This window comes from Actinoplanes sichuanensis (genome assembly GCF_033097365.1).
Taxonomy (GTDB): Bacteria; Actinomycetota; Actinomycetes; order Mycobacteriales; family Micromonosporaceae; genus Actinoplanes; species Actinoplanes sichuanensis.
The window spans coordinates 10690155-10705215 of record NZ_AP028461.1 but is presented as its reverse complement, the minus strand read 5'-3'; the positions used below and the strand labels follow the sequence as shown (position 1 = coordinate 10705215).

Below are 15061 nucleotides of genomic sequence, written 5' to 3'. Positions count from 1 at the left end.
TTCGCCGTTTCGCGATGGCAGCCGTTCCGCAAGGCAGGAGGACGAAGCGTTCATGGCTCCAGCACTCCACGTGATCGCCGGCCCGGGTCCGGGTCAGCTGGCGACGATGGCCCATCCGGCGGACGAGCCGTGGTCGACGCAGGAGTTGGTCGCGCTCGCGCGGGCCGGGGTGCACGTGCTGGTGTCGTCGGCAGCGCCCGACGCCGACACCGCCGGCATCGAGGTGGTCCCGTTCCCGGAGACGGCGTCCACGGCGAAGGAGATGCAGCAGGAGGCGAACCAGGTGGTCGCCCTGGCCATCCGTCTCGCCCGTGAGGTTCGCGCCGGGCGTTTCGTGGTGACCCAGGCGGCCGCCGACAACGGGCGTTCGACGCTGCTGGCCACGATGACGCTGGCCCTGCTCGGTATCCGTCCGGGTGAGGCGCTGCGCCGCACGGCGCCGGGCGGCGAGATCGCCCCGGACTGGCTGCACGACTTCGTGGCCACCCACGGCTGAGAAAGAAGCCCGCCGAGAAAGGCCCGGCCGAGAAACAGCCGGTCTTGAGCTAGGCGGTGAACGTCTGGGGCAGGGCGCCGGCGTCCCACAAGGCGTCCAGGTGGGCCAGGAAGCCGGTCAGGCTGCGTTCCAGGTCGCGCCGCTCGGCGGTGGGCAGCGCGGCCAGCGGGTCGGAGAAGATCAGTCCCGCCGGGTGCCGGGCGCGGGTGCCCACGAACTTGTCGCAGGCCCCGCACCAGACATAGCTGACCAGGGTCGGCCGTTTGGCGTTCTCCGGCGCCGTGAAGTAGGCGCGCAGCCGCCGCTGCCCGCAGGCCGGGCAGTCCCGCTCCCCCGGTTCGGCGAAGAAGCTCGACCCCTGGGTGAGGGCGGCCACCTCGTCACCGCTGAAACTGCTCCACGCCGTCATGCGGCGTCGAGGGCCGAGGTGATGTCGGCGAGCAGGTCGGCGGTGTCCTCGATGCCGCAGGAGAACCGCACGAACCCGGGTGGGGTGTCGTCACCCCACTGCGCCCGCCGGTCGGCCGTGGTGTGCACGCCACCGAACGACGTGGCCGCGAACACGAGCTGCGCCGCCGACAGGAACCCGGCGACCCGCTCGGCCGAGCCGAGATCGAACGACACCACTCCGGGGATGCGTCGCATCTGCGCCGACGCGATCGGGTACGACGGGTCGGACGGCAGACCCGGCCAGCGCACCCCGGTCACGTCGTCGCGGGACAGCAGCAGCTCGGCGACGGCCGCCGCGTTCGCGGTCTGCCGGGCCAGCCGCAGGTCGAGCGTGGCGATCGACCGGTGGGCCAGCCACGCGTCGAACGCGCCGGGCACGGCGCCGGTCTGCTTACGCCAGTTCTCCACCCGGGTCAGCAACTCGGGGTCGGTCGCCGACACGTAGCCGAGGAGGACGTCGGAGTGGCCGGTGAGCGCCTTGGTCCCGGAGGCCACGACCAGGTCCGCTCCCAGCGCCAGCGGGTTCTGGCCGAGCGGTGTCGCGGTCGTGTTGTCGACGGCCACCAGCGCACCGGCCCGGTGCGCCGCGGCGGACAGGGCACGAATGTCGCAGACGTCCAGGCCCGGGTTGGCCGGCGTCTCCAGGAGCACCAGCCGCACACCGGTGAGGTCGGGGTACGGCCCGGCCGTCGGCACCGCCACGGAGCGGACACCGAGATCCCGCAGGAAACCGTCGGCGAACGCCCGTACCGTGAAATAGCCGTCCGACGGGATCGCCACGGTGTCACCCGTGCGCAGAACGGCGAGGAGAAGCGCGGTAATCGCGGCCTGGCCGCTGGAGAAGACCAGCGTCGGCCCGCCCTCCAGGGCGCCGATCGCCGACTCCAGCGCCTGCCGGGTCGGGTGCTCGGTCCGGGCGTAACCGTTCGCCCCCGGCCCGGTGACCGGGTCGAGGTGGTAGGGCGCGGCGAACACCGGTCCGGGCAGGAACGGCTCGCCGACCTCCGGTGCGGGCAGGCCGGCGTGGACGGCACGGGTGCCGTCAGAGAACACACTCACTCGGGTTTCATCTCCCGTGTCATCAGCAACTTGACCGCGACGCGCGGGTCCACTCCTTCGTGGCACACACGCTCCACCTGCTCGACGATCGGCATCTCGACGCCGTTCGCCCGGGCCAGGTCGCGGATGGACAGGCAGCTCTTGACGCCCTCGGCGGTCTGCCGGGTGGCGATCTGCGCCTGTTCCAGGGATTCGCCGCGGCCCAGGTGCTCACCGAACTTGCGGTTGCGGGCCAGCGGCGACGAGCAGGAGGCGACCAGGTCGCCGAGGCCGGCCAGGCCGGCGAAGGTCAACGGGTCGGCGCCGAGCGCCACCCCGAGGCGGGCGGTCTCGGCGAGACCGCGGGTGATCAGCGAGGCGCGGGTGTTGTCACCGAGACCGAGCGAAACCGCCATGCCGTACGCCAGCGCGATCACGTTCTTGCAGGCGCCGCCGAGCTCGCAGCCGATCACGTCGTCACTGGTGTACGGCCGGAAGTACGGCGTGGCGAGGGCGTGCTGGACCTGCTTGGCCCGGTCCTCGTCGGAGCAGGCGACGACGGTCGTGGTGGGCTGACCCGCGGCGATCTCCGGTGCCACGTTCGGACCGGAGACGACCACCACCCGGTCCGGGGCGACCCCGGCCGTCTCGACGATCACCTCGCTCATCCGCTTGAGGGTGCCGAGCTCGATGCCCTTCATCAGGGAGACGACCGTGGAATCGGCGGGGAACAGCCCGGCCCAGTCGGCGAGGTTGCCGCGCAGTGTCTGCGACGGCACCGCGATGGCGATCACCTCGGCCGCGCCGACCGCCTCGGCCAGGTCGGTCGTGGCGGTGACGGTCTCGGCGAGCCGGACGCCGGGCAGCGAGCCCTCGTTGCCGTGCCGCTCCCGGATCTCGGTGGCCACGGCTTCCCGCCGGGCCCACATGGTCACCGACGATCCGGCGTCACCGAGCACCTTGGCGAACGCCGTGCCCCAGGATCCGGATCCGATGACGGCGGCCTTCATGGCGCTTCCTCCGCGGTAGTGGCCCGACGTGCGGGCCGGTCGTAGAGCGCCGGCGGTTCGCCGTCGCGGATCTCGCCGAGCAGGTCCCGGACGTCCAGCATGATCTTCTCGGTCATCTCGTCCAGCACCGCCCGGGTCGGTTCGAGGCCGGCCCACCGGCTCAGGTCGACCGGCTCACCGGTCGTGACGGTGACGGGTGAGCGGCGCAGCTTCAGCTTGTTGGTCCGCGGGTCGAAGATCGCCTGCGGGCCCCAGTTGGCGATCGGCACCACGGGGGCCCCGGTCAGCAGCGCGAGCCGGGCCGCGCCGGTCTTGCCGCGCATCGGCCACAGGTCGGGATGCCGGGTGGTGGTGCCCTCCGGGTAGATCACCACGGCGCCGCCCTCCCTCAGTGCGTCGACCAGCGTGTCCAGCGACTTCACGGCCTCCACACTGCCCCGCTCGACCGGGATCTGCCGGGTCTTGGTGAGCAGGAACCCGATGATCGGGACCTTCCAGACACTGGACTTGCCGAGGAACCGGGGCCACCGCCCGGACCGGAAGATGTAGTGCGCGACGACCAGCGGGTCGAAGTGCGACACGTGGTTGGGCACGAGGATGACCGGGCCGGTGGCCGGAACGCGGTCCTGCCGCAGCCACGTCTTGCTCGTCAGGGCCGTCATGACCGGGATCACCAGCATCACCGCGACACGCTGCCAGAAGCCGAGCCTGAGCTGTGCCACGGCGTCCCCCGTCCCTCGAACGGCGACGTCCACGCCGCCTCCCCTCGTTCACCTGCGACGAAATCATGCCCGCTCACGCCCCGCCGGACCAGGTAGGGGTCTTTCGAATCACGTGTGTGCGGGCCGCACCGGTCCGGATCATTCGGGCAGGATGGTCGGGTGCAGATGTGGACGGCGGTGATCCCGGTCAAGCGGCTCGGAGCGGCGAAGACACGGCTGCGTGGCGCCGTGCCGGCCGACCGTCATCCGGAGTTGGCTCTGGCCATGGTCCGCGACACCGCGGCCGCGGTGCTGTCCGCCGCCTCGGTGGCCGAGCTGCTGGTGGTCACCGACGACCCGGAGGTCGGCGCGGCGGTCCGGGAGCTGGGCGCTCGGGTGGTGGCCGATCCGGGCGGCGGGCTGAACGCGGCGATGCGGTTCGGTGCGGACGAGGCGGTCGGGCTGTCGGCGCACCGGGCGGTGCTCGCCGGTGACCTGCCCGCCCTGCGTCCCGAGCAACTGGACGAGGCGCTGAGCGGAGCGTCCGGGCGGGCGTTCGTGCCCGATGCGGCGGGCATCGGGACGGTGCTGCTGGCCGCCCCGGCGCGGCGGCCGCTGCTTCCGCGGTTCGGCGGGCCGTCGGCGGCGGCGCACGCCGAGTCGGGGGCGGCACTGCTGCGTGGCCACTGGCCGGGCCTGCGGCAGGACGTGGACACGGCGGCCGATCTGGATGCGGTGCTCCGGTTGGGCGCGGGCGGAAGGACCTGCGGACTCCTCCGGGAGCTGGGTCGGGTGACGGCATGTGCGCCGGCGGCGTAGGAGGGTAGCGTTCCGTCCCATGCAGGGCACGATCGCGACTTTCGACACAGAGACCCGTAGTGGCACGCTGCTGCTCGACGACGGCACTCGGCTGTCCTTCGGCGCGGAGGCGTTTCAGCGCTCCGGCCTGCGACTTCTTCGTCTCGGCCAACGCGTGACGGTGGAGTCGGACGCGACTGGTGTGATTTGGCGTGTGTTAATTCCCGGAGTAGCTTGATGTGATCATCCGGTAGTTCGTTTCACGTTTCTCCGGAAACGGCAATGATGTAAGCATGACGACCCCGCCCCGGATTCCTGAGACCCGCCGGCGTGGCCCCAACGGCCGCTTTCTGCCCCGCCCCGAGTCGGCAGAGACGCAGCTGATCGAGGCCCCCGACCCTGCGGAGGCGGCTGTCGAACCGGATCCGGAGCCCGCTCCCACCGAGTCTGCTCCCGCTGAGCCTGCTCCCACCGAGCCCGCTCTCACCGAACGCGAAGTCACCGAGCTTACGACGAGCGAGATGGTCGCCGATCTGAACGTGGACGACGACAGCGACGAGGACGAGGACGAGCCGGGGTACGAACTGCCCGAGGATCGTTTCCTGAACCGGGAGCTGTCCTGGCTGGACTTCAACGCCCGGGTGCTGGCCCTCGCCGAGGACCCGGGTACACCGCTGCTGGAACGGGCCAAGTTCCTGGCGATCTTCGCGAGCAACCTGGACGAGTTCTACATGGTCCGGGTGGCCGGGCTGAAGCGGCGGCTGAGCGCCGGTCTGCCGATGCGCGGTGGCGACCGGTCCCCGCTGCGCCACCAGATCGAGATGATCACCGAGCGGACCACCGATCTGGTGACCCGGCACGCGGCCTGCTTCTCCGAGGAGGTGCGGCCGAAACTGGCGGCGGAGAGCATCGAGCTGGTGTCGTGGAAGGAGTTGAACGCCGCCGAGCAGGGCCGGTTGCGGACCTTCTTCCGGGAGCAGGTCTTCCCGGTGCTGACCCCGCTCGCGGTCGACCCGGCGCACCCTTTCCCGTACATCAGCAGCCGGTCTTTGAATCTGGCCGTCGCCCTTCGTTATCCGGACGGTGACTCGCCCGAACTGTTCGCGCGGGTCAAGGTGCCGAACAATGTGCCGCGGTTCGTGACCGTGCAGAACGACAGCCGCGGCATCCGATTCCTGCCGGTCGAGGAACTGATCGCGGTCCACCTGAACCAGCTGTTCCCGGGCATGCAGATCCTGGAGTGGCACCTGTTCCGGGTGACCCGCAACGCCGAGCTGGAGGTCGACGAGGACCGCGACGAGGACCTGCTGCAGGCCCTGGAGCGGGAGCTGGCGCAGCGCCGGTTCGGCCCGCCGGTGCGCCTGGAGGTGGCCGCCTCGATCAGCGACCACGTGCTCGACCTGCTGGTCCGCGAGCTGGACATGGACAGTCAGGACGTGCTGCGGGTGCCCGGCCTGCTCGACCTGTCGGCGCTGTGGCAGGTGTTCGGCGAGTGCGACCGCGACGATCTGAAGGACCGGCCGTTCGTCCCGGCGACCCACCCGCACCTGGCCGACGGCGAGGTGCCGCGCAGCGTGTTCAACCGGCTCCGCGAGTCGGACATCCTGGTGCACCACCCGTACCACTCGTTCTCCACCAGCGTGCAGCGGTTCATCGAGCAGGCGGCGGCCGACCCCAACGTGCTGGCCATCAAGCAGACCCTGTACCGCACCTCGGGCGACTCGCCGATCGTGGACGCGCTGGTCGACGCGGCGGCCGCCGGCAAACAGGTGGTGGTGCTCGTCGAGGTGAAGGCCCGGTTCGACGAGGTGGCCAACATCGCCTGGGCGCGGACGCTGGAGCGGGCCGGCTGCCACGTCGTCTACGGCCTGGTCGGCCTCAAGACCCACTGCAAGACCTCCCTGGTGGTACGGCAGGAGGGCAACCAGATCCGCCGCTACTGCCACATCGGTACGGGCAACTACCACCCGAAGACCGCCCGGCTGTACGAGGACTTCGGCATGCTGACCGCCGACCCGGAGGTGGGCGCCGACGTCACCGACCTGTTCAACGTGCTCACCGGGTACAGCCGGCAGACCACCTATCGGCGGCTGCTGGTGGCCCCGCACGGGGTGCGCAAGGGCCTGCTGGAGCGGGTCGACGAGCAGGCCCGGATCGCCCGCGAGGGCGGCGACGCGCTGGTGCAGTTCAAGGTGAACTCGCTGGTCGACGAGAAGACCATCGACGCGCTGTACCGGGCCTCGCAGGACGGGGTCAAGGTGGACCTGATCATCCGGGGCATGTGCGCGCTGCGGCCCGGCGTGCCCGGCCTGTCGGAGAACATCCGGGTCCGCTCGATCGTCGGCCGGTTCCTGGAGCACTCGCGGGTGTTCCGGTTCGGCCCCGGCCCGGACGCCGAGTACTGGATGGGCTCCGCCGACATGATGCACCGCAACCTGGACCGCCGGGTGGAGGCGCTGGTCAAGGTGACGCTGCCGTCGGCTCGTGAGGAGCTGCGGCATGTTTTGGAACTGTCGATGGCGGAGACCACCGAGGGATGGGACCTGGACGCGGACGGCCTCTGGCGCCGCAACCAGGGCACCCCGGGCCGTCCGCAGGTGCATCTGCAGGCGGCCATGCTCCGGCGGATCATCGGCAAGAAGAACACCTGAGAAACGAGCAGATGACGGAAGTGGAACGTGCGGCCGGCGGGGTCCTGTACCGCCGGTCCGGCGACCGGGTCGAAGTGTGTCTGGTGCACCGCCCGCGCTATGACGACTGGAGCCTGCCCAAGGGCAAGCTGCACGGCGGTGAGCCGCCGCTGGCCGGTGCGTTGCGTGAGGTCGAGGAGGAGACGGGCGTCGCGGCGATCCCCCAGCTGCGGCTGCCGGACGTCGACTACCCGCTCCCCGACGGACGGCCCAAGAACGTGGCGTACTGGCTGATGGCGGCCGGTGCGGACGGGCCGGTGCGGGACATCGACGAGGTGGACCGGCTGGTGTGGCTGCCGCCGGCGGAGGCGGGTGCGCGGTGCACGTACCCCGATGAGCGAACCGTCCTCGCCGGAGTCGCCGCTCTGCCGCCGGTGACCGCGGTGATCGCGCTGGTCCGGCACGCCCGGGCCGGGGATCGGAAGAAATGGTCCGGCCGGGACGAGCTGCGGCCGATCGATGCGGAGGGCGAGAAGCAGGCCGACCGGATCGCCGCGATGCTCACCTCGCTGCGCCCGCGGCGGCTGGTGGCGGCGACCCCGCTGCGATGCACCCAGACCCTGGAACCGCTGGCGGCGGCGCTGGGTGACCGGCCGATCGTCCAGGACGGCGCCTTCGCCGAACCGTCCCGGCCGGACGGTGTGCCGGCCCGGGTGGCGGCCGCGCGGGCCCGGCTGGCCGAGCTGCGCGGGTTCGAACGGGTCGTGGTGTGCAGCCAGGGCAAGCTGATGCCGCATCTGCTGGCGGCGCTGCACGGCGAGAGCGATCACCGGCCGTTCAAGACGCCGAAGGGCGACGGGTGGTTGCTGACCTGGTCCGGCGAGAGGTTGCTGGGCGCTTCGCGGCTGTGACGGTACGGTGCGCGGGCGCATCAGCCCGCCAGTGCCCGACCAGGTCACCGGTGAGCCAGCGAGCCTGCCACAGCTCGTCCCGGCGCGGTTCCCAGTCGCGATAGGGCAGCAGCGCCAGCCGCCAGCTGAGGATGCCGGCCAGATACCAGCCGTAGAGCGGCACCGCCCCGGCCAGACCGTCCATCCGGCGGTAGGAGCCGTACGGCGCGCCCACTGCCACCGCCAGGCCCGACCAGCCACAGGTGACCACCCAGTCCAGCACCGGCCAGCCGGTGCCGGTCTCGGCCAGGTCGCCGAGTGTCCATCCGGGCAGGACGGCGGCGGTGAACAGCACCGCCGCGAAACCGGCCCGGCTGGTCAGACCACGTGGTCTCGATCCTCGCTGCATGATGCGGACGGTAGGACGGCCGGGCGGCGCCGCGCCGGAACACCGAAAAGGCGTCCACCGTACGGGTGGACGCCTTCGGTGCAGCAGGTCAGCGACTGCGGCGAGGTGACGCCGCACGCGCGGGCGCGGCCGCCGGAGAAGCCGTCTTGCGGGCGGTCTTCTTGGCGGCCGGAGCCGCCTTGACCGTCTTGGTGGCCTTCGTCGCCGGCGCCGTCTTGGTCGCCGCCGTGTTCTTGGTGGCCTTCGTCGCCGGGGCGGTCTTCTTCGCCACCGTCTTCTTCGCCGCCGCCGTCGTCGTGCTCTTCGCCGGGGTGGCCTTGGCCGTGGTCTTCTTGGCGGCGGCCGTGGTCTTGGTGGCCGTCGCCTTCGTTGCCGTGGTCGCCTTGGTTGCCGTGGTCGCCTTGGTTGCGGTGGTCTTCTTCGCCGCGGTGGACTTGGTGGCCGGAGCCGCCTTGGCCGCCGTGGTCTTCTTCACGGCTGCCGCCTTGGCCGGCTTTCCGCTGGCGACCAGCTCACGGAAAGTGTTGCCGACCTTGAAGACCGGCACCGACGTCTTCTTCACCTTGACCGGTTCGCCGGTTCGCGGATTACGCGCGACCCGCGGATTACGGACCCGCTTCTCCCAGGAACCGAATCCGGTGAGTGCGACTCGGTCGCCCTTTGCGACAGCGTTCTGCACTTCACTGATGAACGCGTCGAGCGCCAGGGTCGCGGTCTTCTTGTCGCCCAGCTTGACTGCGAGCGCCTCGATGAGCTCGGCCTTGTTCACGGTTTCCTCCCGGACGTGAGAACTGGCCCGTCACGGGCCATTCTGCGCGCACGGTATGCCCTGTGACCTGGTTACAGAAACATTCAGGGGAAAAAACCGTTGTGTCCCAACGAATTCGCCCCGGCCGGGTGACCCGGCCGGGGCGAAAACGGAGTCCGGTCTAAAGGACTACGACCGGCTTGAAAGCGGGCCGGTGCTTCTCGTACGCGGTAATCGCGTCCTCGTGGCGCAGCGTCAGTCCGATGTCGTCGAGGCCCTCCATGAGACGCCAGCGGCTGAAGTCGTCAATGGGGAATCCGTAGGCGGCGTCGTCCACCCGGACCACGCGGGCCTCCAGGTCGACGGTGATCTCCTTCTCCGGCTCCGCCTCGGCCAGGTCCCAGAGGCTCTCGATGATCTTCTGGTCCAGCTGGATCGGCAGCAGGCCCTCCTTGAGGGAGTTGCCGCGGAAGATGTCGCCGAAGCGGGACGCGATGACCGCCTTGAAGCCCCAGTCGCGCAGCGCCCAGACGGCGTGCTGGCGGGACGAGCCGGTGCCGAAGTTGGGACCGGCGACCAGGATGGTGGCCCCCGCGTGCTGCGTGCGGTTCAGCACGAAGTCCGGGTCCTCACGCCAGGCGTTGAAGAGGCCGTCCTCGAAGCCGGTCCGGGTGACCCGCTTCAGGTAGACCGCCGGGATGATCTGGTCCGTGTCCACGTCGGAACGGCGCAGCGGCATGACCTTGCCGCTGTGGGTGACGAACTTGTCCATGATCAGCTCCCGTGATCAGAGGTCGGCGGGGGCGGCCAGCTTGCCGACCACGGCGGTGGCGGCGGCGACCTGCGGCGAGACCAGGTGGGTACGGCCACCCTTGCCCTGCCGGCCCTCGAAGTTGCGGTTGGAGGTGGACGCGGCGCGCTGGCCGGGGCTGAGCGTGTCCGGGTTCATGCCCAGGCACATCGAGCAGCCGGCGAACCGCCACTCGGCGCCGGCCTCGGTGAACACCTTGTCCAGGCCCTCGGCCTCGGCCTGCTCGCGCACCAGGTAGGAACCGGGCACGATCATCATCCGGACGCCCTCGGCGACCCGGCGACCCCGGATCACGTCGGCGGCGGCCCGCAGGTCCTCCAGGCGGCCGTTGGTGCACGAGCCGACGAAGACGACGTCGACCGGGACCTCGCGGAACGGGGTGCCGGGGGTGAGGTCCATGTACGCCAGGGCGCGCTCGGCGGCGGTGCGCTCGACCTCGTCGAGGAAGTCCTCGGGGGCCGGCACGACGCTGTTCAGCGCGGCGCCCTGTCCCGGGTTGGTGCCCCAGGTGATGAACGGGCTGATCGCCGCGGCGTCCAGGATGATCTCGGTGTCGTACTCGGCGCCCTCATCGGTGGCGAGGGTGCTCCAGTACGCCACCGCGGCGTCCCACTGCTCGCCCTGCGGGGCGTGGGTGCGGCCCTTCAGGTAGTCGAAGGTGGTCTCGTCCGGCGCGATCATGCCGGCCTTGGCGCCCCACTCGATCGACATGTTGCAGATGGTCATCCGGCCCTCCATGGAGAGCTTGCGGATGGCCTCGCCGCGGTACTCCACGATGTGGCCGTTGCCGCCGCCGGTGCCGGTCTGCGTGATCAGGGCGAGGATCAGGTCCTTCGCGCTCACGCCGGGGCCGAGCTCGCCGACGACCGTGACGGCCATCGTCTTCGGCTTGGACTGCGGCAGCGTCTGGGTGGCGAGCACGTGCTCGACCTCACTGGTGCCGATGCCGAAGGCCAGCGCGCCGAACGCGCCGTGGGTGGCGGTGTGCGAGTCGCCGCAGACGATCGTCATGCCGGGCTGGGTGAGACCCAGCTGCGGGCCGATCACGTGCACGATGCCCTGGTTGACGTCACCGAGCGGCCGGATCTCCACACCGAACTCGGCGCAGTTCTTGCGCAGGGTCTCGATCTGCGTCCGCGAGGTGGTGTCGGCGATGGTGAACAGCTCGCCGCGCTTGGTGTTGAACGCCGGGTCCGCGTAACCGGTCGGCGTGTTGTGGTCCTCCGTCGCGAGCGTGAGGTCGGTGCGGCGGACCGGCCGACCGGCCATCCGGAGACCGTCGAACGCCTGCGGGCTGGTGACCTCGTGCAGGAGATGCAGGTCGATGAAGAGCAGGTCGGGCTCACCCTCGGCCGTGCGCACCACGTGGTCATCCCAGACCTTCTCGGCCAGGGTCCTGGGTTTCCCGCTCTGGGGAGTGACTCCCACCATCTGGACATCCTAAATTCTGGAATGTATGTTTCGGCTTGTGGGACACAGTATGAGCGGTGTAGGCGTTCTCGACAAGGCGGTTGTCATCCTCGCCGCATGTGTCGACGGCGCCAGCCTTGCCGAGTTGGTCGAACGCACCAAGCTGCCGCGGGCGACCGCACATCGCCTGGCCCAGGCCCTGGAGATCCATCGGATGCTGGTGCGTGACACTCAAGGAAGATGGCGTCCGGGCCCACGATTGGGCGAGTTGGCCAATGCCGCGCCGGACGTTCTGCTGACCGCCGCGGAGCCCCTGCTGTCCGCACTGCGGGACGCCACCGGCGAGAGTGCTCAGCTCTACCTGCGTCGTGCCGATGAGCGCATCTGCGTCGCCGCCGCCGAGCGCGCGAGTGGTCTTCGGGACACCGTGCCGGTCGGTTCGGTGCTGCCGATGGTCGCCGGCTCGGCCGCGCAGATCCTGCTCGCGTGGGAGCCGCCCGAGGCCGTGATGCCGCTCCTGCCGCGCTGCAAGTTCACCGGCCGTACCCTCGCCGAGGTCCGCCGCCGCGGTTGGGCGCAGAGCGTCGCGGAGCGCGAGCCGGGTGTGGCGAGCGTCTCCGCGCCGATCCGGGACCGGACGGGCCGGGTCATCGCGTCGATTTCAATAAGCGGTCCGATCGAGCGACTCGGCCGCCGCCCCGGCGAGCGGCACGCGATGGCGGTCGTCCGCGCCGGTCAGCGCCTCTCCGGCCTCTGACCCCGTTCCGTCTCCGTTTCACTCAGGCCGTCCCGCTGCGCGCGGGACGGCCGGCCATCCGGGCCGCTCGATAGGCTGCCGCCGTGCGGCTATTCGGGCAGGGCGATCGGCTCTTCGGGCGCGACAGCGAGTGCGCCACCCTCGACACCCTCCTCACGGAGGCGCGATCCGGGCGCAGCGCGGCGTTGGTGCTGCGCGGCGAGGCGGGCGTCGGCAAGACCGCATTGCTTCGGTACGCCCGGAGCACCGCCCCCGAGGCCCTCGTGATCAGTGGCGTCGAGGTCGAGTCCGGCTTCCCCTACGCCGGGCTGCATCGTCTGATCGTCCCGCTGCTGCCCGAGCGGAGCCGGCTCCCGGCCGGGCAGCGGGCCGCCCTCGAGGTCGCCTGCGGACTCGACGACGGCCCGCCACCCGACCTCTACCTGGTCAGTCTGGCCGCGTTGACCCTGCTGGCGGCGGCACCCCGGCTCTGTGTCGTCGACGACGTGCAGTGGCTCGACCGCGAGTCGGCGCTCGCCCTGGCCTTCGTCGCCCGCCGTCTACACGCCGAGGGTGTGGTGCTGCTGTTCGGCGAGCGGGTCACCGGTGACGACTCCGGTCTGCTGGCCGGAGTGCCGGTCCTGGAGGTCGGCGGCCTCGCCCCGGACGCCGCTCTCGCACTGCTCTCCGACATCGTCGCCACCGACCTCGACCTGGCCTTGGCCGAGCATGTCGCCAAGGAGTCCGGCGGCAACCCGCTCGCCCTCACCGACCTGGGTCTGGAGCTGACCGCCGACCAGTGGCGCGGCGCCGCCGCCCTGCCCGAGCCGGTGCCGATCGGCAGCCGCTTGGAAGCGCACTACGCCGCCCGGGTCCGGACCTATCCGGCCGGTGCCCGGACGTGGCTGCTGATCGCGGCGGCCGGAGCGGGCGGCGCGACCGAGCATCTCCTGACCGCCGCCCGGCTGCTCGCCGTGGCGCCCCGGGACGCCGCCCCGGCCGAGGCCGACCGGCTCGTGGCCGGGTCGCCACCGGTGGAGTTCCGGCATCCGCTGGTCCGGTCGGCGATCTACGGCGACGCACCACCGGCCGAGCGTCGGGCCGTACACGCCGCGCTCGCCGCCGCGATCACCGGTGACGCCGAAGCCGACCGCCGGGCCTGGCATCTGGCCGCCGCGGCGGCCGAGCCGGACGAGACGGTCGCCGCCGAACTGGAACGCAGCGCCGGCCGGGCCGGGGCCCGCGGCGGATACGCCGCCCGAGCGACGTTCCTGAGCCGGGCCGCCGAGCTGAGCCCGCGCGCCGTCGACCGGGCCGCCCGGCAGGTCGAGGCCGCGGCCGCCGCGATGACCGCCGGCGCCTACCCACGCGCCCTGGTCCTGCTGGACAGCGTGGACTCGGCCGACCTGTCCGCGCCGGCCCGCGGATCCGCCCTGCTGACCCGGGCCCTCGCCGCCGTCAACACCGGTGCCCCGACCGGGCTGCGCGACGCCCCGGCCATGTGCCTGGCGGCCGCGGCCGCGTTCGGGACCGACCACGACCGGGCACGGCGAGCCGCGGTCCAGGCGGTCGACCACCAGATCGGCGCGGAGCACCTCTCCGGCTCCGACGACGAGACGGTAGCCGCCGAGGCCGCCCGGCTGGCCGCCACCGACCCGGACAGCCTGGACGGCCGGCTGCTGGCCGCCTACGCCACCTTCACCGTGGACGGCTATCGGCTCGGGGCGCCCGCGCTGCGCCGGGCGGTGGCCGCGATCGCCGACCCCGGCATCCCGGACGAGGTACTGCTCCGACGGTTCGTCGTCGGGATCAACTACTGCAACATGCTCTGGGACGACGACACCAAACTGCTGCTCCTCAGCCGCGCCGAGGCCGCCGCCCGCCGGGCCGGCGCCCTGCACGCACTGGACCTCGTGCACTTCGTCGGCGCGATGACCGACGCCGTACTCGGCCGGCTCAACCACGCCGACCGGCACGACGCCGCCGGGCAGCGCCTGCGTCGCTCGTTCGGCATCACCGTCGAGCAGGAACAGGTGTGGCGGCACCCCGAACTCGTCGCCTGGCGTGCCCCCGACGGCCTCCGGGAGACCCTGCCGCACGCTCTCCAGGTGTTCGAGATGCTGCACCTCGGCGCGATGTACGGGACCACCCGGATGGCCATGGCGGTCCTCGAGATCGGCAGTGCCGACTACCCGGCGGCCCGGGAGCTCCTGCTCGGCCTCGTCCACCCGGGCCGCCCTCGCCGTTACGCGTGGGCGCTCCCCGACCTGGTCGAGGCCGCGGTCCGGGCCGGCGACCGGGCCACCGCCGAAAGCGCCTGCGCCGACCTGGAGCTCGCCGCCCGGTTCAGTGACACACCACGCGCCCTCGGGCTGCTGGACCGGTCGCGGGCCCTGCTCGCCGACACCGACCGGGCCGAGGAGTACTACCGCACCGCGATCGACCGGCTGGCCGGCACCCCGGCGTGGGGCGACCTGGCCCGGGCCCATCTGATCTACGGCGAGTGGCTGCGCCGCCGTCGACGCCGCCGGGACGCCCGGGACCGTCTCGCCACCGCGTTGGAGATGTTCGAAGAGGTCCGGGCGGTCGCGTTCGCCAGGCGCGCCGCGCAGGAGCTGGCCGCGCTCGGGCTCGGGGAGACCGCCCGGGCCCCGGAACCGGAGAGCGGGCCGACCATCCTCACCCCGCAGGAGGCGGCCGTCGCGGTCCTCGCCCGCTCCGGGGAGACCAACGCGGAGATCGCGGCGCAGCTCTTCCTGAGCGCCAACACGGTCGACTACCACCTGCGGAAGGTGTTCCGGAAACTCGGCGTCAGCTCGCGCCGTCAGCTGCGGGACGTTTTCCCGGACTGACCCGTTTTCGACACCGCGTGCACGGGTGACTACGTGTCGCACGTGATTCGACAGTGGACTCGCTCCCACGAGGATCGGGTTC

At 71.6% G+C, this 15061-nt stretch carries 15 protein-coding genes; 7 read left to right on the top strand and 8 right to left on the bottom strand.

The window, feature by feature from the left end:
* Positions 1-52 precede the first annotated feature (52 nt).
* On the top strand, positions 53-496 hold the full coding sequence (locus Q0Z83_RS49260) for a hypothetical protein (RefSeq protein WP_317790483.1): 444 nt from the start codon (positions 53-55) through the stop codon (positions 494-496).
* A 49-nt stretch (positions 497-545) separates the two neighbouring features.
* Here the strand turns inward: Q0Z83_RS49260 and Q0Z83_RS49255 are convergent, their stop codons facing one another.
* The 4 genes from Q0Z83_RS49255 to Q0Z83_RS49240 are packed head-to-tail and all read right to left on the bottom strand — an operon-like array spanning position 546 to position 3716.
* The gene (locus Q0Z83_RS49255; RefSeq protein WP_317790482.1) at positions 546-905 is read right to left on the bottom strand and encodes a hypothetical protein; all 360 of its coding nucleotides are present in this window, start codon (positions 903-905) and stop codon (positions 546-548) included.
* Positions 902-2005, bottom strand: coding sequence for a cystathionine gamma-lyase (locus tag Q0Z83_RS49250; RefSeq protein WP_317790481.1), 1104 nt, complete (start codon positions 2003-2005; stop codon positions 902-904). The genes Q0Z83_RS49255 and Q0Z83_RS49250 overlap by 4 nt, the downstream gene beginning before the upstream one ends.
* The gene (locus Q0Z83_RS49245; protein ID WP_317790480.1) at positions 2002-2994 is read right to left on the bottom strand and encodes an NAD(P)H-dependent glycerol-3-phosphate dehydrogenase; all 993 of its coding nucleotides are present in this window, start codon (positions 2992-2994) and stop codon (positions 2002-2004) included. Before Q0Z83_RS49245 ends, Q0Z83_RS49250 begins: the two co-directional genes overlap by 4 nt.
* Positions 2991-3716 (bottom strand): lysophospholipid acyltransferase family protein, encoded by a 726-nt coding sequence (locus Q0Z83_RS49240; protein ID WP_317790479.1) that lies wholly within the window; start codon positions 3714-3716, stop codon positions 2991-2993. The genes Q0Z83_RS49245 and Q0Z83_RS49240 overlap by 4 nt, the downstream gene beginning before the upstream one ends.
* A 165-nt stretch (positions 3717-3881) precedes the next feature.
* On the opposite strand from Q0Z83_RS49240, the gene cofC reads away from it, so the two are divergent.
* From cofC to Q0Z83_RS49220, 4 genes are read left to right on the top strand one after another with little or no spacing between them, the layout of a single operon-like run.
* Positions 3882-4514 carry a 2-phospho-L-lactate guanylyltransferase gene (gene cofC / locus Q0Z83_RS49235; RefSeq protein WP_317797339.1) on the top strand — a complete coding sequence of 211 codons (633 nt, stop codon included), beginning with the start codon at positions 3882-3884 and terminating at the stop codon, positions 4512-4514.
* Positions 4515-4533: 19 nt separating this feature from the next.
* The gene (locus tag Q0Z83_RS49230) at positions 4534-4731 is read left to right on the top strand and encodes a cold-shock protein (protein WP_317790478.1); all 198 of its coding nucleotides are present in this window, start codon (positions 4534-4536) and stop codon (positions 4729-4731) included.
* 55 nt (positions 4732-4786) lie between these two features.
* Positions 4787-7144, top strand: coding sequence for an RNA degradosome polyphosphate kinase (locus Q0Z83_RS49225; protein WP_317790477.1), 2358 nt, complete (start codon positions 4787-4789; stop codon positions 7142-7144).
* Between the two features lie 11 nt (positions 7145-7155).
* Complete coding sequence (locus Q0Z83_RS49220) at positions 7156-8034, top strand: NUDIX hydrolase (protein WP_317790476.1); 879 nt, start codon at positions 7156-7158, stop codon at positions 8032-8034.
* On the opposite strand, the gene Q0Z83_RS49215 is transcribed toward Q0Z83_RS49220, so the two are convergent.
* From Q0Z83_RS49215 to leuC, 4 genes are all read right to left on the bottom strand, one after another.
* Entirely contained in the window at positions 7961-8422 is a 462-nt protein-coding gene (locus Q0Z83_RS49215; RefSeq protein WP_317790475.1) for a hypothetical protein, read from the bottom strand. The genes Q0Z83_RS49220 and Q0Z83_RS49215 overlap by 74 nt on opposite strands.
* A gap of 88 nt (positions 8423-8510) precedes the next feature.
* Complete coding sequence (locus Q0Z83_RS49210; RefSeq protein ID WP_317790474.1) at positions 8511-9191, bottom strand: HU family DNA-binding protein; 681 nt, start codon at positions 9189-9191, stop codon at positions 8511-8513.
* A 160-nt stretch (positions 9192-9351) separates the two neighbouring features.
* Complete coding sequence (leuD, locus tag Q0Z83_RS49205; RefSeq protein WP_317790473.1) at positions 9352-9942, bottom strand: 3-isopropylmalate dehydratase small subunit; 591 nt, start codon at positions 9940-9942, stop codon at positions 9352-9354.
* A gap of 15 nt (positions 9943-9957) precedes the next feature.
* On the bottom strand, positions 9958-11412 hold the full coding sequence (leuC, locus tag Q0Z83_RS49200) for a 3-isopropylmalate dehydratase large subunit (protein ID WP_317790472.1): 1455 nt from the start codon (positions 11410-11412) through the stop codon (positions 9958-9960).
* Between the two features lie 49 nt (positions 11413-11461).
* Here leuC and Q0Z83_RS49195 point away from each other — a divergent pair, with 49 nt between their 5' ends.
* Positions 11462-12148: an IclR family transcriptional regulator gene (locus Q0Z83_RS49195; protein WP_014447202.1), complete on the top strand. Its 687-nt coding sequence runs from the start codon at positions 11462-11464 to the stop codon at positions 12146-12148.
* Positions 12149-12231: 83 nt separating this feature from the next.
* Positions 12232-14979 (top strand): helix-turn-helix transcriptional regulator, encoded by a 2748-nt coding sequence (locus Q0Z83_RS49190; RefSeq protein ID WP_317790471.1) that lies wholly within the window; start codon positions 12232-12234, stop codon positions 14977-14979.
* The last annotated feature ends 82 nt before the right edge of the window (positions 14980-15061 follow it).